The sequence below is a fragment of the Achromobacter sp. 1L-A-4-B-C2 genome (assembly GCF_057291955.1).
Genome location: NZ_JBXAWP010000001.1, coordinates 256264 through 278170 on the forward strand (window position 1 = coordinate 256264; position 21907 = coordinate 278170).

19 protein-coding genes and 1 pseudogene are annotated in these 21907 nt (G+C 66.5%); 16 read left to right on the forward strand and 4 right to left on the reverse strand.

From position 1 onward, the window contains the following. Positions 1-7: 7 nt before the first annotated feature. Positions 8-1087, reverse strand: a complete 1080-nt coding sequence (locus tag AC0Z35_RS01260; protein ID WP_485131556.1) for a substrate-binding domain-containing protein — start codon at positions 1085-1087, stop codon at positions 8-10. Positions 1088-1266: 179 nt separating this feature from the next. Between AC0Z35_RS01260 and AC0Z35_RS01265 the strand changes: the two genes are divergently transcribed. From AC0Z35_RS01265 to AC0Z35_RS01295, 7 genes are all read left to right on the forward strand, one after another. Next, positions 1267-1836: a formate dehydrogenase subunit gamma gene (locus AC0Z35_RS01265; RefSeq protein WP_485131555.1), complete on the forward strand. Its 570-nt coding sequence runs from the start codon at positions 1267-1269 to the stop codon at positions 1834-1836. Beyond that, a complete protein-coding gene (locus tag AC0Z35_RS01270; RefSeq protein ID WP_485131554.1) occupies positions 1833-3437 on the forward strand; it encodes a formate dehydrogenase beta subunit in 1605 nt (534 codons plus the stop codon). The genes AC0Z35_RS01265 and AC0Z35_RS01270 overlap by 4 nt, the downstream gene beginning before the upstream one ends. 15 nt (positions 3438-3452) lie before the next feature. Beyond that, entirely contained in the window at positions 3453-6329 is a 2877-nt protein-coding gene (fdhF, locus tag AC0Z35_RS01275; protein ID WP_485131553.1) for a formate dehydrogenase subunit alpha, read from the forward strand. Positions 6330-6357: 28 nt separating this feature from the next. Further along, a complete protein-coding gene (gene fdhD / locus AC0Z35_RS01280) occupies positions 6358-7188 on the forward strand; it encodes a formate dehydrogenase accessory sulfurtransferase FdhD (RefSeq protein ID WP_485131552.1) in 831 nt (276 codons plus the stop codon). A gap of 77 nt (positions 7189-7265) precedes the next feature. Next, positions 7266-7523 (forward strand): formate dehydrogenase subunit delta, encoded by a 258-nt coding sequence (locus AC0Z35_RS01285; protein ID WP_120156762.1) that lies wholly within the window; start codon positions 7266-7268, stop codon positions 7521-7523. Positions 7524-7597: 74 nt separating this feature from the next. Continuing rightward, positions 7598-9265: an OFA family MFS transporter gene (locus AC0Z35_RS01290; protein WP_046805216.1), complete on the forward strand. Its 1668-nt coding sequence runs from the start codon at positions 7598-7600 to the stop codon at positions 9263-9265. Positions 9266-9404: 139 nt separating this feature from the next. Continuing rightward, a complete protein-coding gene (locus tag AC0Z35_RS01295; RefSeq protein ID WP_046805215.1) occupies positions 9405-10526 on the forward strand; it encodes a methyltransferase in 1122 nt (373 codons plus the stop codon). A 115-nt stretch (positions 10527-10641) separates the two neighbouring features. On the opposite strand, the gene AC0Z35_RS01300 is transcribed toward AC0Z35_RS01295, so the two are convergent. Genes AC0Z35_RS01300 through AC0Z35_RS01310 form a run of 3 tightly spaced genes read right to left on the reverse strand, consistent with a single transcriptional unit; the run spans position 10642 to position 12614 of the window. Next, on the reverse strand, positions 10642-11487 hold the full coding sequence (locus AC0Z35_RS01300; protein ID WP_485131551.1) for a DUF1345 domain-containing protein: 846 nt from the start codon (positions 11485-11487) through the stop codon (positions 10642-10644). Between the two features lie 30 nt (positions 11488-11517). Further along, complete coding sequence (locus tag AC0Z35_RS01305) at positions 11518-12042, reverse strand: chromate transporter (RefSeq protein WP_046805214.1); 525 nt, start codon at positions 12040-12042, stop codon at positions 11518-11520. Beyond that, positions 12039-12614 (reverse strand): chromate transporter, encoded by a 576-nt coding sequence (locus tag AC0Z35_RS01310; RefSeq protein ID WP_219990934.1) that lies wholly within the window; start codon positions 12612-12614, stop codon positions 12039-12041. Before AC0Z35_RS01310 ends, AC0Z35_RS01305 begins: the two co-directional genes overlap by 4 nt. 161 nt (positions 12615-12775) lie before the next feature. On the opposite strand from AC0Z35_RS01310, the pseudogene AC0Z35_RS01315 reads away from it, so the two are divergent. The 9 genes and pseudogenes from AC0Z35_RS01315 to AC0Z35_RS01355 form a co-directional block, all read left to right on the forward strand. Beyond that, positions 12776-13690: pseudogene (locus AC0Z35_RS01315) on the forward strand (LysR family transcriptional regulator); the annotation flags it as partial. Between the two features lie 294 nt (positions 13691-13984). Further along, on the forward strand, positions 13985-14884 hold the full coding sequence (gene murI, locus AC0Z35_RS01320) for a glutamate racemase (protein WP_485131550.1): 900 nt from the start codon (positions 13985-13987) through the stop codon (positions 14882-14884). Positions 14885-15071: 187 nt separating this feature from the next. After that, the gene (locus AC0Z35_RS01325) at positions 15072-15497 is read left to right on the forward strand and encodes a universal stress protein (protein WP_104145576.1); all 426 of its coding nucleotides are present in this window, start codon (positions 15072-15074) and stop codon (positions 15495-15497) included. A 17-nt stretch (positions 15498-15514) separates the two neighbouring features. Continuing rightward, a complete protein-coding gene (locus AC0Z35_RS01330; RefSeq protein WP_485131549.1) occupies positions 15515-15943 on the forward strand; it encodes a universal stress protein in 429 nt (142 codons plus the stop codon). A 126-nt stretch (positions 15944-16069) separates the two neighbouring features. Next, a complete protein-coding gene (locus AC0Z35_RS01335) occupies positions 16070-17413 on the forward strand; it encodes a PQQ-dependent sugar dehydrogenase (RefSeq protein WP_485131548.1) in 1344 nt (447 codons plus the stop codon). 171 nt (positions 17414-17584) lie between these two features. Then, positions 17585-18034 (forward strand): azurin, encoded by a 450-nt coding sequence (gene azu, locus AC0Z35_RS01340; RefSeq protein ID WP_046805249.1) that lies wholly within the window; start codon positions 17585-17587, stop codon positions 18032-18034. 124 nt (positions 18035-18158) lie between these two features. Then, a complete protein-coding gene (locus AC0Z35_RS01345; RefSeq protein WP_104145578.1) occupies positions 18159-18863 on the forward strand; it encodes an SDR family oxidoreductase in 705 nt (234 codons plus the stop codon). A 112-nt stretch (positions 18864-18975) separates the two neighbouring features. Next, complete coding sequence (locus tag AC0Z35_RS01350) at positions 18976-20490, forward strand: DUF1800 domain-containing protein (RefSeq protein WP_485131547.1); 1515 nt, start codon at positions 18976-18978, stop codon at positions 20488-20490. After that, the gene (locus AC0Z35_RS01355) at positions 20487-21905 is read left to right on the forward strand and encodes a DUF1501 domain-containing protein (protein ID WP_485131546.1); all 1419 of its coding nucleotides are present in this window, start codon (positions 20487-20489) and stop codon (positions 21903-21905) included. The genes AC0Z35_RS01350 and AC0Z35_RS01355 overlap by 4 nt, the downstream gene beginning before the upstream one ends. The last annotated feature ends 2 nt before the right edge of the window (positions 21906-21907 follow it).

Below are 21907 nucleotides of genomic sequence, written 5' to 3' on the forward strand. Positions count from 1 at the left end.
GGCGGCCCTAGGCGAAGGCCTCTTCCAGGGTTTGCAGGCGGCCGGTGTCCTTGGCGTCGTAACCCACCAGCTGCCCCACGTAGCCGACATAGTCGGCGCTGCGCATGATCGACAGCAGGTCTTGCATGGCGGGCGTTTCCAGTGCCGACTTGCGGATGGCAAAGAAGTAGCGTTCGCGCACCAGCGGGATGAAGTCCAGCCCGAAACGGCAGGCGGCGGTTTCCACGCCCACGCCCGTGTCCGCCATGCCGCTGGCGATATGCGCGGCAATCGCCATATGGGTGAATTCGTTGGTTTCGTAGCCTTGGACTTCGCCAATCGACACGCCTGCGCGCTGAAGCATCAAGCTGACCAGGTAACGCGTGCTGGACCCGATCTGGCGGTTGACGAAGCGCACATCCGGGCGCGCCAGGTCGGCCATGCCGCGTATCTGCTTGGGGTTGCCCGCCGTGACGAACAAGCCGGTGTTGCGCACGGCCAGATGGATCAGAAGGTATTCATCGGCGTGCAGCCACTGCGCGTAGCGTTCCATGATGGGCGCTTCAAAGTCGCCCAGCGGCACCTGGAAACCGGCCAGATCGCATTCGTGGCGCTCTAGCGAAGCCAGCGCCTCGATGGCGGTGCGATAGCGCAGTTCCAGCCCGGGCTTTCTGCCGCCCATGTGCTGCATCAGCGATTCCACCGCGAAGCCGTGGCTGGCGTGCAGCCGCAGATGCGGGCCGCTTTCGGGCAGCAGCTTTTCCAGTTCTTCCTGCAATTCCGACGCCATGCTGTCCAGCGTGGGCATCAGCCGCGCTTCGATGCGGCGGTTGGCCCACAGCAGGCGCTGCGCGAACGGCGCCAACTGCGTGCCCTGGCGCCGGTTCGTCACCAGCAGCTGCGTGCCAAATAGCGTTTCAAAGCGCCGCAGCACGCCCCAGGCATGGCGGTAAGACAGCCCGCATGCGCGGCACGCGCCGGTGATGTTGCCCGTGGCGTCGATGGCGGCCAACAGCGCCAGCATGTCCTGCAAGGGCAAAGGAGCCGTGTCCTCGCCCCCGCCCAAGGTCCATTGCGGCCGCAGCCCGATTCGGAACTTATATGTCATTTTTATATGTCATTTATTTCTTATTGAAGGCGTTCAAGTACGTGGTTAGAGTACACAAATAACGCGGCGGACTGGTTTTTATTATGTTTTTAAAAGCATATTAATTGCCTGGGAATACCCGAACCCGACCGTCACAACAGACCCCGTCAAGGGGCCCAGCAACACTGGAGGAGACCACCGTGCATCAGCGCGAGGCAACATCCGACTTGGCGTCCAGCGGCGGCGCCCGGGGCGGCCAATTGGCTCTGGACGCCGCCCAGGCGTCCACCACCCCCGCCATTGCCACCACCGCCCGCATCGTTGCGCGGCTGAAAGATCTGCCCGGCCCCTTGTTGCCGGTGCTGCATCAGGTGCAGCATGAACTGGGCTGTATCCCGGCCGAAGCGGTGCAAACCATCGCCGAGGCCCTGAACCTGTCCCGCGCCGAAGTCCACGGCGTCATCACGTTCTACCCGCACTTTCGCAGCCAGCCGGCCGCGCGCCACACGCTGGAAGTGTGCCGCGCCGAGTCCTGTCAGGCGATGGGCGGCGAACAGCTGGCCGCCCATGCCCGCGCGCATCTGGGCTGCGATTTTCATGCCCACACCGCCGACGGCAATTTCACGCTGGAACCCGTTTACTGCCTGGGGCTATGCGCGCAGTCGCCCGCCATCATGATCGATGGCCGGCCGCATGCCCGCGTCACGCCCGAGAAGCTGGACCGCTTGTTGGCGCGCGCGTTGGCCCAACCGCAGGAGACCACCCCATGAGCGCCCCCGTCGTCATCTACGTGCCGCGCGACGCGGCCGCGCTGGCCATGGACGCGGACGCGGTGGCGCGCGAGGTCGAACGCATCGCCGATGCGCGCGGCCTGGCCGTGCAGGTCGTGCGCAATGGATCGCGTGGCTTGTTGTGGCTGGAACCGCTGGTGGAAGTGGCCACGCCCAACGGCCGCGTCGCCTACGGCCCCGTGGCGGTCGAAGACGTGGCCGGCTTGTTCGATGCCGGCTGGCTGACGCACCACGACAACGCCGCCGGCGCCGCCCCGGTACACCCGCTGTGCCTGGGCCTGACCGAAGACATCCCCTACCTGAAACAGCAAGAACGCCTGACCTTCGCCCGCGTCGGGGTGATTGACCCCCTGTCCTTGCAGGACTACGCCGCGCACGGCGGCCTGGCGGGCCTGAAGCGGGCGCTGGCAATGGACCCGGCCGCCATCATCGACGAGATGGTCACCTCCGGCCTGCGTGGACGCGGCGGCGCGGCGTTTCCCACCGGCATCAAATGGAAAACGGTGGCGGGCACGCCCAGCGACCAGAAGTACATCGTGTGCAACGCCGACGAAGGCGACTCGGGCACCTTCGCCGACCGCCTGCTGATGGAGGGCGACCCCTATGTGCTGATCGAAGGCATGACGATTGCCGGGCTGGCCGTGGGCGCCACCTACGGCTACATCTACGTGCGCTCGGAATACCCGCACGCCATCGATACCCTGCAAGCCGCTATCGCCCGCGCGCGCAGCGTCGGCTGGCTGGGCGCCGACGTGCACGGCAGCGGACGCCGCTTCGACCTGGAAGTGCGCAAGGGCGCGGGCGCCTACATCTGCGGCGAAGAAACCTCGCTGCTGGAAAGCCTGGAAGGCAAGCGCGGCGTGGTGCGCGCCAAGCCGCCGCTGCCCGCGATCTCGGGCCTGTTCGGCAAGCCCACCGTCATCAACAACGTGATATCGCTGGCCACCGTGCCCATCATCCTGGCCAAGGGCGCCGCCTACTACCGCGATTACGGCGTGGGCCGCTCGCATGGCACCTTGCCGTTCCAACTGGCCGGCAACGTCAGGCAAGGCGGCCTGGTGGAAAAGGCGTTCGGCCTTAGCCTGCGTGACCTGCTCTACACCTTCGGCGGCGGCAGCGCCAGCGGCCGGCCGTTGCGCGCCGTGCAAGTGGGCGGCCCGCTGGGCGCCTATCTGCCCGAATCGCAATGGGACGTGCCGCTGGATTACGAAGCCTACATACAGATCTCGGCCATGATCGGCCACGGCGGGCTCGTCGCGTTTGACGACACCGTGGACATGGCGCGCATGGCTCGCTACGCCATGGAGTTCTGCGCGATTGAATCCTGCGGCAAGTGCACACCGTGCCGCATCGGTTCCACACGCGGCGTTGAGACCATCGACAAGATCGCGGCCGGCGGCGTCAGCCCCGCGCAGCGCGAACAACAGGTGCACCTGCTGCGTGACTTGTGCGACACGATGATGGGCGGTTCGCTGTGCGCGCTGGGGGGCATGGCGCCCTACCCCGTGCTGTCCGCGCTGAACCATTTTCCGCAGGACTTCGGCATCGAGTCCTCGCAGTCTGCCGCGCACGCGGCCTGAACCCGAGAGACGACCATGCTAGAGACCGTCATCAAGCGCGACCGCGACCTGGGCACCCCGGCGCGCGAGTCCGCCAACACCATTACCCTGACCATCGACGGCCAGGAAATCTGCGTGCCCGAGGGTACGTCGGTGATGCGCGCGGCCGCCGAGGCCGGCATCAACATCCCCAAGCTGTGCGCGACCGACAGCCTTGAACCCTTTGGGTCGTGCCGCCTTTGCCTGGTGCAGATCGAGGGCCGGCGCGGCTATCCCGCGTCTTGCACCACGCCAGCCGAAAACGGCATGGTGGTGGTCACCGAAACCCCCAAGCTGCACGAACTGCGGCGCGGCGTGATGGAGCTGTACATCTCGGACCACCCGCTGGACTGCCTGACCTGCCCCGCCAACGGCGACTGCGAATTGCAGGACATGGCCGGCGTGGTGGGCCTGCGCAACGTGCGCTACGGCTATGACGGCGCCAACCACCTGGACGCCAAGGTCGACGATTCCAATCCCTACTTCAGCTACGACGCGTCCAAGTGCATCGTCTGCAACCGCTGCGTGCGCGCCTGCGAAGAAACGCAAGGCACGTTTGCGTTGACGATCTCGGGCAAGGGGTTTGAATCGCGCGTGTCGCCCGGGCAGGACCAGCCGTTCCTGGATAGCGAATGCGTGTCCTGCGGCGCCTGCGTGCAGGCCTGTCCGACCTCTACGTTGCAGGAAAAGACCGTCATCATGATGGGTCAGGCCGAACACTCGGTCATCACCACCTGCGCGTACTGCGGCGTGGGCTGCGGTTTCAAGGCCGAGATGAAGGGGCAGGAAGTGGTGCGCATGGTGCCCTGGAAAGACGGGCAGGCCAACCGCGGCCACTCGTGCGTGAAGGGCCGCTTTGCATGGGGCTACGCCACGCACAAGGAACGCGTGCTCAAGCCCATGATCCGCAAGCACATCACCGATTCCTGGAAGGAAGTGTCCTGGGACGAGGCCATCAACTACGCGGCGTCGGAATTTCGCCGCATCCAAAGCCAGTACGGCCGCGACGCGGTCGGCGGCATCACGTCGTCGCGCTGCACCAACGAAGAAACCTGGCTGGTGCAAAAGCTGGTGCGCGCGGCCTTCGGCACCAACAACGTGGACACCTGCGCACGCGTCTGCCATTCGCCCACCGGCTACGGCCTGAAGCAGACCCTGGGTGAATCGGCCGGCACGCAGACCTTTGATTCGGTCATGCACACCGACGTGGTCATCGTGATGGGCGCCAACCCCAGCAGCGGGCACCCGGTGTTTGCCTCGCGCTTGAAGCGCCGCCTGCGCCAGGGCGCGCGCCTGATCGTGATTGATCCGCGCCGCATCGAACTGGTCAGCTCGCCGCACATCAAGGCCGACTATCACTTGCAGGTACGGCCGGGCACCAACACGGCGCTGCTGTCGTCGCTGGCCCACGTGATCGCCACCGACGGGCTGATCGACGAGGCCTTCGTGGCCGAACGCTGCGAAGCCAAGGCCTTTAACGAATGGCGCGACTTTGTATCGCTGCCCGAGAACTCGCCCGAGGCCATGGCCGAAATCACCGGCGTGCCGGCGCAAGCCGTGCGCGGCGCGGCGCGGCTGTTCGCCACCGGCGGCAACGGGTCCATCTACTACGGCCTGGGCGTGACCGAACACAGCCAAGGGTCCACCACCGTGATGGCCATTGCCAACCTGGCCATGGCCACCGGCAACATCGGCCGCGAGGGCGTGGGCGTGAACCCCTTGCGCGGCCAGAACAACGTGCAAGGCTCGTGCGACATGGGCTCGTTCCCGCACGAGTTGCCCGGCTATCGCCACATTTCCGACAACACCGTGCGCGCGCAATTCGAACGCGACTGGGGCGTGACCCTGCAACCGGAACCCGGCCTGCGCATTCCCAACATGTTCGAAGCGGCATTGGGCGGCTCGTTCAAGGGCCTGTACTGCCAGGGCGAAGACATCGTGCAGTCCGACCCCAACACGCAGCACGTGGCGGCCTCGCTGGCGGCCATGGAGTGCATCGTGGTGCAGGACCTGTTCCTGAACGAGACCGCCAAGTACGCGCACGTGTTCCTGCCGGGCTCGTCGTTCCTGGAAAAAGACGGCACCTTCACCAACGCCGAACGCCGCATCTCGCGCGTGCGCAAGGTGATGGAACCCAAGAACGGCAAGTCGGATTGGGAAGTGACGGTAGCCTTGTCCAACGCGTTGGGCTACCCCATGAACTACACGCACCCGCGCGAAATCATGGAGGAAATCGCGCGGCTGACGCCCACGTTCGCAGGCGTCAGCTACGACAAGCTGGACAAGCTGGGCAGCCTGCAATGGCCGTGCAATGACGATGCGCCGGACGGCACGCCCATCATGCACATCGACACGTTCGTGCGCGGCAAGGGCAAGTTCATGATCACCAAGTACGTGCCCACCGACGAACGCAGCACGCGCCGTTTCCCGCTGCTCTTGACCACGGGCCGCATCCTGTCGCAATACAACGTGGGCGCGCAGACGCGGCGTACGCCCAACGTGATGTGGCATGGCGAGGACGTGCTGGAACTGCATCCGCAAGACGCCGAGGATCGGGGCGTGGCCGAAGGCGATTGGGTCGGCATCCAGAGCCGCGCCGGCGAAACGGTGCTGCGCGCCACGCTGACCGACCGGGTGCAGCCGGGCGTGGTATACACCACGTTCCACTTTCCCGAGTCAGGCGCCAACGTCGTCACGACGGACAGCTCGGACTGGGCGACCAACTGCCCCGAATACAAGGTCACGGCCGTGCAGGTGACGCGCGTGTCCCAGCCTTCGGAATGGCAACGCCAATGGTCGCGCTTTGCCGACATCCAGCAAAAGCTGCTGCGCGAGCGATCGCGCGAGAACGAAGCGGCGCTGACCGGGAAATGACCGCCTGCCAGCCACTGCCCCGGATGCCATGACTTCCCAGACAACGCCCCAGCCGCCCCGCCCCGACTGCACGCCGACCCAGGTCACGCGCGTGCGGGGCGGGGCCATCGCCCCCGCCGCCGAATCGGATTTCGTTGCCGAGGAAACGCCGGTGGCGCTGGAATTCAACGGCATCAGCCACGCCACCATGCTGGCCACGCCGGCCGACCTGGAAGACTTTGCCGTGGGCTTCTCGCTGTCGGAAGGCATCATCGACAGCGTCAGCGATGTGCGCGGCATTGATGTGCTGCCGCAATGCGATGGCATCGTGGTGCAGGTGGAAATTTCCAGCGCTTGCGAAGTGCGCTTGAAAACGCGGCGGCGCGCCATGGCCGGACGCACCGGCTGCGGCCTGTGCGGCGTGGAAACGCTGCCGGAAGTGCTGCGGCCGGTGGCGCCCGTGACGAACGGGTCGGCCGTGCGCATCCGCGCGGTGCTGGCCGCCATGCGCGACATGCGCGCGCGCCAGGCGCTGCACGACATCACGGGCGCCACGCACGCGGCCGGCTGGGCGGGCGGCGACGGCGCCGTGGCGCTGCTGCGCGAAGACGTGGGCCGCCACAACGCGCTGGACAAGCTGATCGGTGCGTTGGCACGACAGGCGATGCACGGCGGTAACGGCATCGTGCTGGTGTCCAGCCGCGCCAGTTTTGAAATGGTGCAGAAGACGGCGGCGGCCGGGGTGGCCGTGCTGGCCGCGGTGTCCGCCCCCACGGCGCTGGCCATCCGTCTGGCGCAAGACGCCAACGTCAGCCTGGTGGGCTTTTTACGCGGCGACGACGCCACGCTGTATTCGCACCCCGAACGATTCATCGCCTGAAGCGCGGGTTGAAGCGCACCTTGAATCGCACCTTGAATCGCATCCTGAATCGCACTTGAACCGGACCCTGACTCGCAATGGAAATCGGCAACCTGATCCGCATGGCCAACCGCATCGGCCAGTTCTTTGACGCCATGCCGGACCGCCACGAAGCGCTGGAAGGCGTGGCCAACCATATCCACAAGTTCTGGGAACCGCGCATGCGCAACGAGCTGCTGGGCTTCCTGGCGGCCACCCCAAACGGCGATGCCGGCGACGAACAATTGCATCCGCTGGTGCTGGACGCGGTCACGCAGAACCGCCAGCGCCTGACGCCCGCGCCCCGCGTGAACTAGCCGGGCGCCACCGCTTTACCCGCAGTCAAAACAAAACATAGCGGCGATAAAGCCGCACCCATCGAGGAGACTACATGGAAAGCACCGCCACCTTGGACCTGCCCGGCGCTAAGCCGGGCTTTTTTGATAAAGAACGCACCATCGCCGGGCCGGGTTTCTCGCGCTGGCTGGTGCCGCCGGCCGCCCTGGCCATCCACCTGTGCATCGGCATGGCCTATGGCTTTTCGGTGTTCTGGCTGCCGCTGTCCAAAGTGGTGGGCGGCGCCAAGCCGCTGGCCTGCCCGGCCGACATGAGCCTGGTGGCCGAGTTGTTCACCACCAGCTGCGACTGGAAAATTTCAACCATGGGGTGGATGTACACCCTGTTCTTCGTGTTGCTGGGGTGCTCGGCGGCGCTGTGGGGCGGCTGGCTGGAACGCGCCGGCCCGCGCAAGGCGGGCGTGGTGTCGGCTGTGTGCTGGTGCGGCGGCCTGGTCATTTCCGCCATCGGCGTGTACCTGCATCAGATGTGGATGCTGTGGTTGGGCTCGGGGGTCATCGGCGGCATCGGGCTTGGGCTGGGGTATATCTCGCCCGTCAGCACGCTGATCAAATGGTTTCCCGACCGGCGCGGCATGGCCACCGGCATGGCCATCATGGGCTTTGGCGGCGGCGCGATGATCGGCGCCCCGCTGGCCGACTTGCTGATGCGCCACTTCGCCACGCCGACCTCGCCGGGCGTGTGGCAAACGTTTCTGACCATGGCCGTGGTGTATTTCGTGTTCATGATGTCGGGTGCGCTGGGTTACCGCGTGCCGCCCACGGGCTGGAAGCCGCAAGGGTGGACCGCCCCGGCCAAGCATGCCAACAACGCCATGATCACCAAGGGCCACGTGCACGTGAAGCGCGTCTGGGGCGTGCCGCAGTTCTGGCTGGTGTGGCTGGTGCTGTGCCTGAACGTCACGGCCGGCATCGGCATTCTGGGCATGGCGTCGCCGCTGTTGCAGGAGGTGTTCGGCGGCGGGCTGATCAACAAGCCGGAACTGGGCTTTGGCCAGCTGGACAAGGATCAACTGGCCGCCATCGCCGCCATTGCGGCCGGTTTCACGGGCCTGCTCAGCCTGTTCAACATCGGCGGCCGCTTCTTCTGGGCCAGCCTGTCGGACAAGCTGGGCCGCAAGATGACGTATCTGATCTTCTTCGTGCTGGGCTTCGTGTTGTACGCCGCCATTCCCTGGACGGCCCACATCGGCGCGCTGGCGCTGTTCGTGGCCGCGTTCTGCGTGATTCTGTCCATGTACGGCGGCGGCTTCGCCACCGTACCCGCGTATCTGGCGGACCTGTTCGGCACGCAGATGGTGGGCGCCATTCACGGTCGCCTGCTGACGGCGTGGTCGGCGGCCGGTATCTTCGGCCCGGTGCTGGTGAACTATATCCGCGAATACCAGCTGTCGATCGGCGTGCCGCGCGCGCAGGTGTACGACATCACGATGTACATCCTGGCGGGCATGCTGGTGCTGGGCTTCCTGTGCAACCTGGCGATACGCCCGGTCAATCCGAAGTACTTCATGTCGGATGACGAGCTGGCGCATGAAAAAGCGCTGGCGCACGAGCGCGCGGCCGCCGCCGAAACGCACGGCGTGGGCGCGTCCACGTTCCGCACACCCGCCGTGCTGGTGCTGTTTGCCTGGGCCTGCGTGGGCATCCCGCTGGCCTGGGGCATCTGGATCACGCTGCAAAAGGCAGTGGTCCTTTTCCACTGATGCGTGTTGCGCGCGGCGGCCGGCGTGCCGCGCGCCCGCCCCGGGGCGCGAAGCTGCTACATTGGCAGCCCGCGCCCTATCTTTTTTTATTGGTCCCCATGATCCTTACCCCTTCCCCCGTCCTTGCTGGAGCGACACATTGAGCGCCCCCGAATTGCACTGGGTTGAAAACGATGTCCCCCATTCCGCCCGCTGGCGCTCTGAAACCGGCGCAACGCCGCCCAAGCGCGTGGTGGTGGTAGACGACAAACTGACCGCCGACATGGCGTACCGCCAAGCGTGCGAAGGCGTGGGCCTGCTGTGGCGCGGAGATTTCCAGAACGCCCGCCAGCTGCTGCTGGCCATGACGCGGCGCGTGGACAAGCGCCCGCGCAAGCCGGTCGAGACCATGCTGGAAGCGTTCAACCAGCATCGCCAGATCCAATCGCAGCGCGCCCGCATCCTGGGCATGCTGCTGATTCCGTTTGACGCCGGCCACGGCATTTCGCTGCGCCGCGCGCCCGATGCGCGCCAGGCCTGCGAAGAAGCGCACGGCCCGGCCGACGAGCCTTATGTGGCGTCGCTGCGCGAGCTGCTGGGCCTGATCGGCGCGTTTGAATGGCGCAAGAAGGGCGTTGAGATCCCCGCATTGAACAACCGCATCCATCCGCACTACGGCGTGTTCTCGCCGCTGCGCGGCGAGTATGTGGATCTGGTGGCGAATACGCCGATGCCGCGCGGTAGCGTGGCGTTCGATATCGGTACGGGCACCGGCGTGCTGGCGGCCGTGATTGCACGCCGAGGCGGCAAGCGCGTCATCGCCACCGACCAGGACCCGCGCGCGTTGGCGTGCGCCCGCGAAAACCTGGAACGACTGGGCCTGGACAAACAGGTCGACGTGGTTGACGCCGACCTGTTCCCCGAAGGCCGGGTGTCGCTGGTGGTCTGCAACCCGCCGTGGTTGCCCGCGCGCCCCAGCTCGCCGGTGGAGCAAGCCGTGTACGACCCCGACAGCCGCATGCTGCGCGGCTTTTTGAACGGGCTGCCGGCGCACCTGACGCCCAACGGCGAAGGCTGGCTGATCCTGTCTGACCTGGCCGAGCACCTGGGCCTGCGCACGCGCGAACAGCTGCTTGAAATGATCGACACGGCCGGCCTGCGCGTCATCGAACGCCTGGACACCCGCCCCACGCACGCCCGCGCCAAAGACCCCAGCGACCCGCTGTACGCCGCGCGCTCAAAGGAAGTCACCTCGCTGTGGAGATTGGGCGCCGCCGCCTGATCGCGAAGGCCCCGACGCCTGCGGCGCGGGCCGCCCCAAGGCGGGAGGCGCCCCCTCGGGGGCCAGCAAGCGCGCCTAGCGTGCGCCGCGTGGGGGCATTCCCTCTCCGCTCTCGCTATGCTTTTCCCGCCGCCACGTTCACGCTGATTGCGATGATGAACACGTTGAAGAAGAACGCGATCACGCTGTGCATCAACGCCATGCGGCGCACGCGGCGGTTGACGATCTGCACGTCCGACACCTGGAACGTCATGCCCAGCACCAACGCAAAATACGCAAAGTCCCAGTAGTCCGGTTCCTGCGTGCCGGGAAAATCCAGGCCCTTGTGCGCGCCGGTCCGATGGCCGTAGTAGCCATGCGCATAGTGCAGCGCAAAAATCATGTTCATGTAGAGCCACGACAGCACGATGGTCGCGCCCGCCGCCAGGATATCCAGTGCGCCGCCCGAGCTGCTTTCGCCGTGCAGTTCGACCCACAGCGCCATCAACACCATGCAGGACAAGGCCACGCTGCTCCAGAGCACGCCGAAACGGCCCACGTCCTGCTGCCGGGCCTGCACGCGCATTGAAGCGGGGCTGGCCTTGCCGAACACCCGCGCCGTCAGCACCAGGAACACCAGCGCGGCGGCATCGAAGCCCAGCAATAGCGCCAGGCTGACTGAACGCCCCCACGCGTACGCGCCGCCGCCCACCGCGAGGAACAGCATGCCGCACAACATCAGGCGTCGATGCGCGTGAAAAAAGGGCAGGCGGTCAACTGAGGCGCCGTGGCCGTCGTTCGGCTTGGCGTGATCGGGCTTGGCGTGGTCGGGCTCGGCTTCGCCCGGCTCTGCGTCGACCGGCTCACCGTTGTCCCGATCGGTATCGCCCCGATCCGCTTCGTCGGGCTGCGCCGTCCGAACCTTTTGTTCGCCGTCCTTTGGTTCTTCAATCCGAGGTTTGGTCGTACTCGGTTGGGTCATGGGGGCTCCTGCGCTAGGCAAGCGCCTACGCTAACCGATCGCCAACAAACCCACCAGCGCGCCGCCAAACAACAGCCATAGCGGGTGAATGCGCGTGGTGCTGCCCAGTACCGCCACGACGGTGGTGATCGCGGCCAGCAGCCACGAGTGCACGGACGCCTCGGTGATCAACGCCGCACTGGCCGCGACCAACCCCACCGTCATCGGAAAAATACCCGCCTGGATCACGCCCCGCCATGGGCGGTCCTTGAAGCGTTCCCACAAGCCCAGCGCCACGATGGTGATCAGCGACGACGGGCCGAACTTGGCGATGGTGGTGACCAACATGCCCCACCAACCGGCCACATGCCAGCCCACCAGCGTGACCACCATCAGGTTCGGCCCCGGCGCGGCCTGCCCCAGCGCGAACAGCGCCGAAAAGTCGGCCGCCGTCATCCAGCCGTGCACGTCCACGACCTGGCGCTGCATCTCGGGCAGGATCGTGTTGCCGCCGCCAAACGCCAGCACCGATAGCTGGGAAAAGATCAGGGCCAGGGCAATCAGTGTGTGGATCATCGACGTTGCCTCCAGACCAGCAGGATGCTCAACGGCGTCAGCACCGCCATGGTGGGCAACAGCGGAATGCGCAGCACCGCCACGGCCACGAAGCACAGCGTTGCCACCACGCCCGCCAGCCAGTCGCGGCGCTTGATGACCGGCACGCCGATCTTGACCGCCATCGAAATCAGCAGCCCCGCCGCCGCCGCAGCCAGGCCGGCGAACAGGTGCTGGATATGCGGATCGTTCTGAAAGCGGTCGTACACCATGCCCAACAAAATGACGATGGCCGACGGTGCAAGAATCAGCCCCATCAAGGCGGCGAACGCGCCACGCGGCCCGCGAAACTTCATGCCCAGCGCCACCGACAGGTTGATGATGTTGCCGCCGGGCAGAAACTGGCACAGCCCCAGCAGGTCGGTGAATTCGGGGCCGCTCAACCAGCCGTGCTTTTCAACGACCATGCGGCGCGCCAGGGGCAACGCGCCGCCGAAAGCGGTCAGGCCAAGCATCAGGAAACCGGTGAACAATTGCCCGCAAGTGGGCGGCGGCCGCGTGGCGGCGTCGGGGGTCAAGGGTGCTGCATTCATAGGGTCGTAAGCCGGGGCAAGGCCGGCGGGGCAAGGGCTGGCGCGTCGTTCACACCACGCGAAACGCGCGCGGCGACAGCGGAAAATCAAGGCTCGCAGCCTACTCTTCGGCTTGGATAATGTCTAATATATGACCACGCAAACAATCATATTCCCTGCATATGGCATCTGTAGACCTGCGCCTGCTGCGCTACTTCCTGGCCGTCGCCGAGGAAGCTCACCTGACCAAGGCCGCGGCGCGGCTGGGCATCCGCCAGCCCCCGCTGAGCCAACAGATACGCGTGTTGGAACAGGAGCTTGGCGTGACCCTGTTTCATCGCCTGCCGCGCGGCATGGAGCTCACCGAAAGCGGCCGTGCCTTGAAGGAAGACGCGCGCAGCATTCTTGCGCTGGTCGATCAGGCGGTGGACGGCGTGCGCCGGGTCTCGCAGGGCGAAGCCGGCCGGCTGACGGTGGGGTTTACCGGGTCGGCGGCGTTCCATCCCTTCGTGCCGTCGGTCATCCGCCGTTTTCGGGAAAGCGCGCCCAATGTGCGGCTGGTGCTGGAAGAAAGCAGCTCGGGCGAACTGCGCGATGCGGTCAGTGAAGGCCGGGTCGACGTGGCTTTCATTCGCGGCGCGTATGCCAGCACGCCGGGCGTGGCCGAGGAGACGGTGCTGGAAGAAACCATGCTGGCCGCTTTTCCCGCCGACCATCCCGCCGTCAAGGGGCGCGCGCGACAGCAGATCGCGCTGTCCGAGCTGGCCGAGGAATCCCTGATTCTGTATCGGCGGCACAGCGGCCCGGGCCTGTACGACGCCATCATCACGGCATGCAGCGCGTCGGGCTTCAGCCCGCGCGTGGTGCAGGAAGCGCCGCGCATGCTGTCCACCTTGAGCCTGGTGGCGGCGGGGCTGGGCGTGTCGCTTGTGCCCGCGTCATTGCGGCGCGTGAACATCGAAGGCGTGGTGTACGTCAACGTGACCGGCCCGGTGGCGCTGCGCGCCGCGCTGAAGCTGATCTGGCGCGATGCGCCGCTGTCGGGCGCGACCCGCAAGCTGATCGACGAAGTGCGCCGGCATCGCGCGGAAGGCGTCGGCGCGGGCGAAGGCGGGTTCGAAGGCGCGGAGTCGGGTTCGGGTTCAGCGCCAGCTCCGGGTTCGGGTTCGGGTTCAGCTCCGGGTTCGGGCTCGGGTTCGGGCTCGGGTTCGGGTTCGGGTTCGGGTTCGGGCTCGGGCTCGGGCACAGGATCAGCTTCAGGTCTGGGATCGGGTACAGGTCCAGGATCGGACTCGGACTAGGGGCCGGACGACGGGCCGGACCACGGCCCGGACGCCCTGCTCGCAGCGCTACACTGCGCGGCACGTGTCTTTCCTTTTTGCGTTGCCACCATGTCTTGTGATTCCCTCATCGGCGTATACGATTCCGGCGTTGGCGGCCTGAGCGTGTTGCGCGCCATTCGTGACGCCCTGCCCGATGAATCCTTGCTGTACGTGGCCGACTCGGCCCACGTGCCGTATGGCGACAAAACTCAGGACTTCGTGTTGCAGCGCGCCTACGCCATGGCGGACTATTTTGTCTCGCGGCAGGCCAAGGCCATGGTCGTGGCATGCAACACCGCCACCGCCGCCGCCATCGCGCCGCTGCGCGCGCGATACCCCGACCTGATCATCATCGGCGTAGAGCCCGCCATCAAGCCGGCCGCGCATCTGACGCATAGCGGCGTGGTCGGCGTGTTCGCCACGACCGGCACGTTGGCCAGCCCCAAGTTCGCCACGCTGGTCCAGCGCGAGGCGCCCGAGGTGCGCATCGTATTGCGGCCCTGCCCCGAATGGGTGGCGCTGGTGGAACAAGGCAAATTGTCAGGCCCCGAGGTGGAGGCGGCGGTGCGCGCGCCCGTCGAGGAACTGCGCGCGGCCGGGGCCGACGTGCTGGTGCTGGGCTGCACCCACTTTCCCTTTTTGCGCGACGCGATCCAGGCGGCGGCCGGCCCTGGCGTGCCGTTGCTGGAAACGGGCGCGCCCGTCGCCCGCTGGCTCAAGCACCAGTTGCAGCAACGCCGGCTGTTGCGCTCTGGCGCCGCTGGCACAGCCGACCCGGGCAAGACCGTCCCGGACCAAGGCACCTCGGACCAAAGCCGCTCGGACCGTGGCGACCCCGCCACCGACCACCACCCCCACGCCATCTGCCAACTGGAGACGACCGGCCACGCGCCGGCCGTGGCCGCCCTGGCGGACCGGCTTTGGGCGCCGGGCGTGGCAGTCGCTCAAACTCCCGCGCGCTGGCGGTAGCGGCGGCCCTCGGTCGACATTGCAGGCGAAAAATCGGGGTGAAAAAACCCCAAGCATCCCGCACCGCGGCAAACTCCCTGTCTGCGCCCCGCTTGATCCAGCGCATCTTCTTTGGCCCGAAACCGGCGAATAATTCGAATACAGTAGAAAAATCCGCCTGCCCAGGCTCGCACCCAAGGAGACGCGCATGAAACGCATCCTGATACCCGTCGACGGCTCGCCGCCCGCGCTGCACGCCGTCCAAGCCTTGCTGGCGGCACGTGCTTACGATCCCGTCGCGCACGTCGAGCTGCTGACGGTGCAGATTCCGCTCAAGTCGGGCAAGATCGGACGCGGTCTGGCGCAAGCCGACATTGATGCGTACCACCAGGACGAAGCCCGCGCCGCGCTTCGGGCCAGCAGCGAACTTCTCACCAAAGCCGGCGTGCCGTTCGACGTGCGCATCGAAGTCGGCGAACCCGCCGACACCATCATCCGCGTGGCGGCGGAATCCGATGCGGACGAAATCTACATGGGCTCGCGCGGCCTGGGCTCGGTATCGTCTTTGTTCATGGGGTCCATCGCCACGCGCGTTGTGCACCTGACAGACCTGCCCGTCACGTTGGTCAAGTAACGCACACAGGAGCAACCATGTTGAACATCCTTGTCCCGGTCGACGGCTCCGACAATGCCAACCGCGCAGTGCTCTATGCCCGTCAATTGGCCGAAGGCGCGGCGTCCGCGCGCATCCACCTTGTCAACGTCCAGACACCCACGCATGGCCGCGCCGGCGTGTCGCGCCTGATCACGCAAGACATGATCGACCAGTTCTACGCCCGCGAGGGCCAGGAGGCCACGCACGATGCGCGGCAACTGCTGGACGCGACGGGCACCGACCACACCAGCCAGGTACTGTTTGGCCACCTTGCCACCGAGATCGCCGGATACGCCCGCGACCAGCACTGCGCCCGCATCGTGATGGGCACTCGCGGTCACGGTACGCTGGTCAACATCCTGATGGGGTCCGTCGCCAACCAGGTGCTGCAACTTGCCGAGGTACCGGTCACGCTGGTGAAGTGAATGGCTACGCGGGCCCGGCCGCGATCCCTCGTGGCAGCGGCAATCCGAGGCCCCGCCCGGGCCGAACCGATGCCCGGCGCACCCGGCTAGGTATGATGATGCGAATCCACAGCCTGGAGTCGCATCATGCCCACCCCGCGTACCGCGCGCCCCCTGGCGAAGGCCGGCCTGACGATCGGCGCGATGGCCGCCCTGGCCACGCTTGCCGCCTGCGGTGAAATCGCCACCCTGCCCGTGGAATCCGGCATGGGTCCGAACCCGACGCTGCCTGCGCCCAACTCCACGCTGATCCCCACCGTCAACACCGCAAAGGCCGTCGGCTGGTCCGACGGCGCACAGCCCGTGGCCGCCGCCGGCCTGGCCGTTAACGCGTACGCCAGCGGCCTGGACCATCCGCGCTGGCTTTACGTACTGCCCAACGGCGATGTGCTGGTCGCGGAAACCAACGCGCCGCCCAAGCCCGAAGGCGCGGGCGGCGGCATCAAGGAATGGGCGGCGGGCATCGTCATGAAGCGCGCCGGCGCCAAGACGCCCAGCGCCAATCGCATCACCCTGCTGCGCGATGCCGACCACGACGGCGTGGCGGAAACGCGCAGCGTGCTGCTGCAAAACCTGAACTCGCCTTTCGGCATGGCGCTGGTCGGCAACCAGCTTTACGTGGCCAATGCCGACGCCGTGCTGCGCTTTCCGTACCAGCCCGGCCAGACGCAGATTCAAGCCCCTGGCGTGCACGTCACCGACCTGCCCGCCGGCATCAACCACCACTGGACCAAGAACCTGATCGCCAACGCGGACGGCAGCAAGCTGTACGTGTCGGTCGGGTCCAACAGCAATGTGGCGGAAAACGGCATGGACATCGAAGAGGGGCGCGCCGCCATCTGGGAAATCGATGTGGCCACCGGCAACAAGCGGCTCTACGCCACGGGCCTGCGCAACCCGGTCGGCATGGCTTGGGCGCCCGATGGCAAGACGCTGTGGACGGCCGTGAACGAGCGTGACGAGCTGGGCAGCGACCTGGTTCCCGATTACATGACGTCGGTAAAAGACGGCGGCTTCTACGGATGGCCCTACAGCTATTACGGGCAGCACGTGGACACCCGGGTCACGCCGCCGCGCCCGGACCTGGTGGCGCGCGCCATCGTGCCCGACTATGCGTTGGGTCCGCACACCGCCTCGCTGGGGCTGGCCTGGTCCGGCGCCGCGCGGCTGCCCGCCCCCTACGCCGGCGGCATGTTTGTCGGCCAGCACGGTTCCTGGAATCGCGACCCACGCAGTGGCTACAAAGTCATCTTCGTACCCTTTGAAAATAACGCGCCCAATGGCCCGGCACGCGATGTGCTGACCGGGTTTCTGAACAAGGACGGCCAGGCGCAGGGGCGCCCGGTAGGGGTCGCCGTCGATGGCCAAGGCGACTTGCTGGTGGCCGATGACGTCGGCAACGTAATCTGGCGCGTCAGCCCCAAGCCCTGACCGGCCACGCTTTCACGCAACTCAATCGTCTTGGCTTGCGCTGCATCAAGCCCGCTTGCGCGGGTGTTGGCATTCTGGCCGGTAGCGGAGTCAGAATGTCGTGAAACCGGTCGCGGCGCGCAAGCGCGGGCCGGAAATCCGCTTGTAGTGAAACGTTGGAGGCAAGAAATGATGTTCAAGAAACTTTGCGTGGCCGCGATCCTGGCTGCCGCATCCGCCCCGGTCCTGGCTGCCGAATGCTCGGTGGATATCGCCGGCAATGACCAGATGCAGTTCGACAAGAAGGAAATCACGGTCAGCAAAAGCTGCAAGCAGTTCACCGTGAACCTCAAGCACCCGGGCAACCTGGCCAAGAACGTCATGGGCCACAACTGGGTGCTGACCACCTCCGCCGACATGCAGGGCGCCGTCAACGACGGCATGGCCGCCGGCCTGGACAATGACTACGTCAAAAAGGGCGACGCGCGCGTCATCGCGCACACCAAGGTGATCGGCGGCGGGCAGTCCGACTCCGTCACCTTCGATGTCAGCAAGCTGGCCGCCGGCACCGACTACACCTACTTCTGCTCGTTCCCCGGCCACTTCGCGCTGATGAAAGGCAGCCTGAAGCTGGTCGACTGACCCGCCTGACGCCGCGGCCGACACGGGCTGTCGCCCCCGATTCTTTCGGGGCGACAGCCCGTTTCCATTGGGTGCGTTCCCCCTACAATGGCCGCTTTCTCGTACACACCGACAGGGAGCAGGCATGAGCACGGAAAAAGTAGCGATCGTGACGGCGGGCGGCAGTGGCATGGGCGCTGCGGCGGCGCGCAAATTGGCGGCCGACGGCTACCGCGTCGCGATCTTGTCGTCGTCCGGCAAGGGCGAATCCCTGGCGGGTGAATTGGGCGGGCTGGGCGTGACCGGCTCGAACCGCTCGCCCGAAGACCTGGCCCGGCTGGTGGAAACCACGTTGCAAAAGTGGGGCCGAGTCGATGCGGTGGTCAACAGCGCGGGCCACGGTCCCAAGGGCCCGCTTCTGTCCATCAGCGACGAAGACTGGCACCTGGGCATGGAGTACTACCTGCTGAACGTCGTGCGCATCGCGCGCCTGGTGGCGCCAGTGATGAAGCAGCAACAGTCCGGCGCCATCGTCAATATCTCCACGTACGCCACCTTTGAACCTGAAGCGCTGTTCCCCACCTCCGGCGTGTTCCGCGCCGGCTTGGCCGCCTTCACCAAAGTGTTTTCCGACGAATACGCCGAACACAATGTGCGCATGAACAACGTGCTGCCCGGCTTTATCGACAGCCTGCCCGAAAAGGAAGACCGCCGCGCGCGCATCCCCATGGGCCGCTACGGCACCGCCGAAGAAGTGGCGGACCTGATCGCCTTCCTGGCGTCCGACGCGTCGTCCTACATCACCGGCCAGAACATCCGTATCGACGGCGGCATCACGCGCTCGGTCTGAGCCCCGGCCCGGGCCTCATGCTTAAGGATTAATCCTCTCGTCCGAATGACGGTATTGAAGCGCGCCGCGCGGTTCAGTACCGTAGTTTTTCGCATTCGACGAGAGGCTTGCGATGACAGTTACCCCCGGCCAGGCCTCGCGCTTTCTGGCGCAGGCCACGTTCGGGCCCACCCCCGCCCTGATCGACGCCGTGGTGCGCGACGGCTACGCTGCGTGGCTGGACGCGCAGCTGGCGATGCCGCCATCCCAAACGCATTTCGACTGGCTGCTACAGCAGAAGAAAAACACCGAGGCATTCAAGGGCAACGGCATCAACGCGCCGCTGGAATCCACGCTGTGGCGCAAGTTCATCAGCGCCGAAGACCAGGTGCGCACGCGCATGGCCTTCGCGCTATCGGAGATATTCGTGGTGGGCGTGCAGTCCATCACCGCCTCGTGGCCGCTGTTCGGCGCGGCCGGCTTCATGGACCTGCTGGCCGAGCACGCGCTGGGCAGCTACCAGGCGCTGCTGACCGCCGTGACCAAGAACCTGTCGATGGGCTGCATGCTGACCTATCGCGGCAACCGCAAGGAAGACCCCAAGACCGGCCGCCATCCCGACGAGAACTACGCGCGCGAGGTCATGCAGCTGTTCAGCATCGGGCTGCTGGAGCTGGAGCCCGATGGCACCGTCAGGAAGGTCAACGGCGCGCCGGTCGAAACCTATACCAACGCCGACGTGCAGGGGCTGGCGCGCGTGTTCACCGGCTGGGACATCAACGGCCCCGAGACCGACGTGCAATTTCATCGCCGCCCCATGGCGCTGAACAACGCGCAGCACTCCATGGCGGAAAAGCGCTTCCTGGGCACGGTGATTCCCGCGGGCACCGATGGGAACCTGTCGCTCAAGCGCGCCATGGACGTCATTTGTGCGCATCCGAACGTGGGCCCTTTCATCGGCATGCAACTGATACAGCGGCTGGTCACCAGCAACCCCAGCCCGGCGTATGTGCGGCGCGTATCGGCCGTGTTTGACGACGACGGCAGCGGCGCGCGCGGCAACCTCAAGGCGGTGCTGCGCGCCATCTTGCTGGACCCGGAGGCGCGCAACCCCGATCTGGCGAACCCCGGCTGGGGCAAGGTGCGCGAACCCATCCTGCGCTTTTCGGGATGGGCGCGCGCGTTCGGCGCCACGTCGACCAATGGCGCGTGGGCGATGCCGGACACCACCGACAACACGATACGGCTGGCGCAAAGCCCGATGCGGTCGGCCACCGTGTTCAACTTTTTTCGGCCGCGCTATACGCCACCCGTCACCGAGTTGGCCCGTCGGCATCTGGTCGCGCCCGAACTACAGATCACGGATGAGACCAGCATCGCCGGCTACCTGAATTTTCTGGCGGTCTACGCCGATCGCGGCTGGGAGGATTTGCAGACATCGTATGCGCCCGAAATTGCCTTGGCGCGCGACCCCGACGCGCTGGTGGCGCGCGTCGTGCTGCTGCTGGCGGGCGATGCCTTCAGCGCAACAACCGCCAGCGCCATCGCACAAGCGGTGGCTACCCTGCCCGCCCACCGGCCGCGCGACCGCGTGCGCGCCGCGATCATGCTGGTGGCCGCCAGCCCCGAATACCTGGTGCAAAAATGAAACGAAGCCACGACGCCGACCGCCGCGCCTTCCTGCTTCGCGCCTGCGCGCTGGGGGCGACGGGTGCGGCCGCGCCGCTGGCGCTGAATCTGGCGGCCCTGGGTGCCGCGGCCGCGCAATCCTTGCCGGAGCCATCGGCATCGGGATCGGGGTCGGGGTCTGGATCGCCATCTTCCTACAAGGCGCTGGTCTGCGTCTTCCTGTATGGCGGCAACGACCCCTACAACACGATCGTTCCCTTTGACTCGCCCGCCTATCGCGCCTACGCCGCCGCGCGCGGCGACATCGCCCTGCCACGCGACGCGTTGCAAGCCACCGTCTTGCGCGGCAAGGTACCCGCCGCAGGCGGTGCGCAATTTGCGCTGGCGCCCGCGCTGGCCCCCTTGGCCCCGCTGTACGAAAGCGGACGCCTGGCCGTGTTACTGAACGTGGGGCCGCTGGTGGCGCCCACGACCAAGGCCGAATACATCAGCGCGCGCGTGCCCTTGCCGCCCAAGCTGTTTTCGCATAACGACCAGCAGGCCTACTGGCAGGCCCTCGCGCCCGAGGGGGCATCGTCGGGCTGGGGCGGCCGGCTGACCGACCTGTTTGCTAGCGCCAACGCCCAGCGCACGTTCACCGGCATCACGGCGGGCGGCAGCACGGTGCTGTTGGCCGGGCGCAAGGTCGCGGGCTATCGGGTCGGCATCAACGGGTCCACGTCCATTGATCTGCTGCACCGCGATATGTACGGGTCCAGCGCGTGCACGGCGCTGCTGCGCCAACTGATCACGCAGCCGCGCGAGCATCTGATGGAACGCGAGCTATCGCGCATCGCCGCGCAGTCCATCGATGCCGACACGCAGCTGCGCGCGGCGTTGGCCGACGTCGCGGTGCCGGGTGATTTCGCGTCGCCGCTGGCGCAGCAATTGAAGATCGTGGCGCGCATCATCGGCGCGAGGCAGGCGCTGGGCGCGCGGCGCCAGGTGTTCTTTGTGTCGCAGAACGGCTATGACAATCACACCGGCTTGAATGACACCCACCCCGCGCTGTTGCGCGAGCTGGGCCAGGCCATGGCCACGTTCCAGCAGGCCTTGGCGTCGATGGGCGTGGCCGAAAGCGTCACCACTTTCACGGCGTCGGAGTTTGGCCGCACACTGGGGTCCAACGGCAATGGTTCCGACCACGGCTGGGGCGCGCATCATCTGGTCATGGGCGGGGCGGTCAATGGCGGGCGCTTTTACGGTACGCACCCCGAGATCGCCCTGGACGGCCCCGGCTTTGTGGACAACGGCCGCTTGCTGCCCACGTTGGCGGTGGACCAGCTGGGCGCCTCGCTGGGCGCATGGTTTGGCGCCGGCCGCGACGACTTGGGTCTGGTGTTCCCGAACTTGAAGAACTTCGACGCGGACCGGCTGATGCTGATGCAGGCGTAACG

Excerpts from the sequence above, each read along its gene's own strand:
- AC0Z35_RS01260 (WP_485131556.1), bottom strand. The coding sequence starts at position 1,087 with ATGACATATAAGTTCCGAATCGGGCTGCGGCCGCAATGGACCTTGGGC.
- AC0Z35_RS01270 (WP_485131554.1), top strand. The coding sequence starts at position 1,833 with ATGAGCGCCCCCGTCGTCATCTACGTGCCGCGCGACGCGGCCGCGCTG.
- fdhF (WP_485131553.1), top strand. The coding sequence starts at position 3,453 with ATGCTAGAGACCGTCATCAAGCGCGACCGCGACCTGGGCACCCCGGCG.
- fdhD (WP_485131552.1), top strand. The coding sequence starts at position 6,358 with ATGACTTCCCAGACAACGCCCCAGCCGCCCCGCCCCGACTGCACGCCG.
- AC0Z35_RS01285 (WP_120156762.1), top strand. The coding sequence starts at position 7,266 with ATGGAAATCGGCAACCTGATCCGCATGGCCAACCGCATCGGCCAGTTC.
- AC0Z35_RS01290 (WP_046805216.1), top strand. The coding sequence starts at position 7,598 with ATGGAAAGCACCGCCACCTTGGACCTGCCCGGCGCTAAGCCGGGCTTT.
- AC0Z35_RS01300 (WP_485131551.1), bottom strand. The coding sequence starts at position 11,487 with ATGACCCAACCGAGTACGACCAAACCTCGGATTGAAGAACCAAAGGAC.
- AC0Z35_RS01305 (WP_046805214.1), bottom strand. The coding sequence starts at position 12,042 with ATGATCCACACACTGATTGCCCTGGCCCTGATCTTTTCCCAGCTATCG.
- AC0Z35_RS01310 (WP_219990934.1), bottom strand. The coding sequence starts at position 12,614 with ATGAATGCAGCACCCTTGACCCCCGACGCCGCCACGCGGCCGCCGCCC.
- murI (WP_485131550.1), top strand. The coding sequence starts at position 13,985 with ATGTCTTGTGATTCCCTCATCGGCGTATACGATTCCGGCGTTGGCGGC.
- AC0Z35_RS01325 (WP_104145576.1), top strand. The coding sequence starts at position 15,072 with ATGAAACGCATCCTGATACCCGTCGACGGCTCGCCGCCCGCGCTGCAC.
- AC0Z35_RS01330 (WP_485131549.1), top strand. The coding sequence starts at position 15,515 with ATGTTGAACATCCTTGTCCCGGTCGACGGCTCCGACAATGCCAACCGC.
- AC0Z35_RS01335 (WP_485131548.1), top strand. The coding sequence starts at position 16,070 with ATGCCCACCCCGCGTACCGCGCGCCCCCTGGCGAAGGCCGGCCTGACG.
- azu (WP_046805249.1), top strand. The coding sequence starts at position 17,585 with ATGTTCAAGAAACTTTGCGTGGCCGCGATCCTGGCTGCCGCATCCGCC.
- AC0Z35_RS01345 (WP_104145578.1), top strand. The coding sequence starts at position 18,159 with ATGAGCACGGAAAAAGTAGCGATCGTGACGGCGGGCGGCAGTGGCATG.
- AC0Z35_RS01350 (WP_485131547.1), top strand. The coding sequence starts at position 18,976 with ATGACAGTTACCCCCGGCCAGGCCTCGCGCTTTCTGGCGCAGGCCACG.
- AC0Z35_RS01355 (WP_485131546.1), top strand. The coding sequence starts at position 20,487 with ATGAAACGAAGCCACGACGCCGACCGCCGCGCCTTCCTGCTTCGCGCC.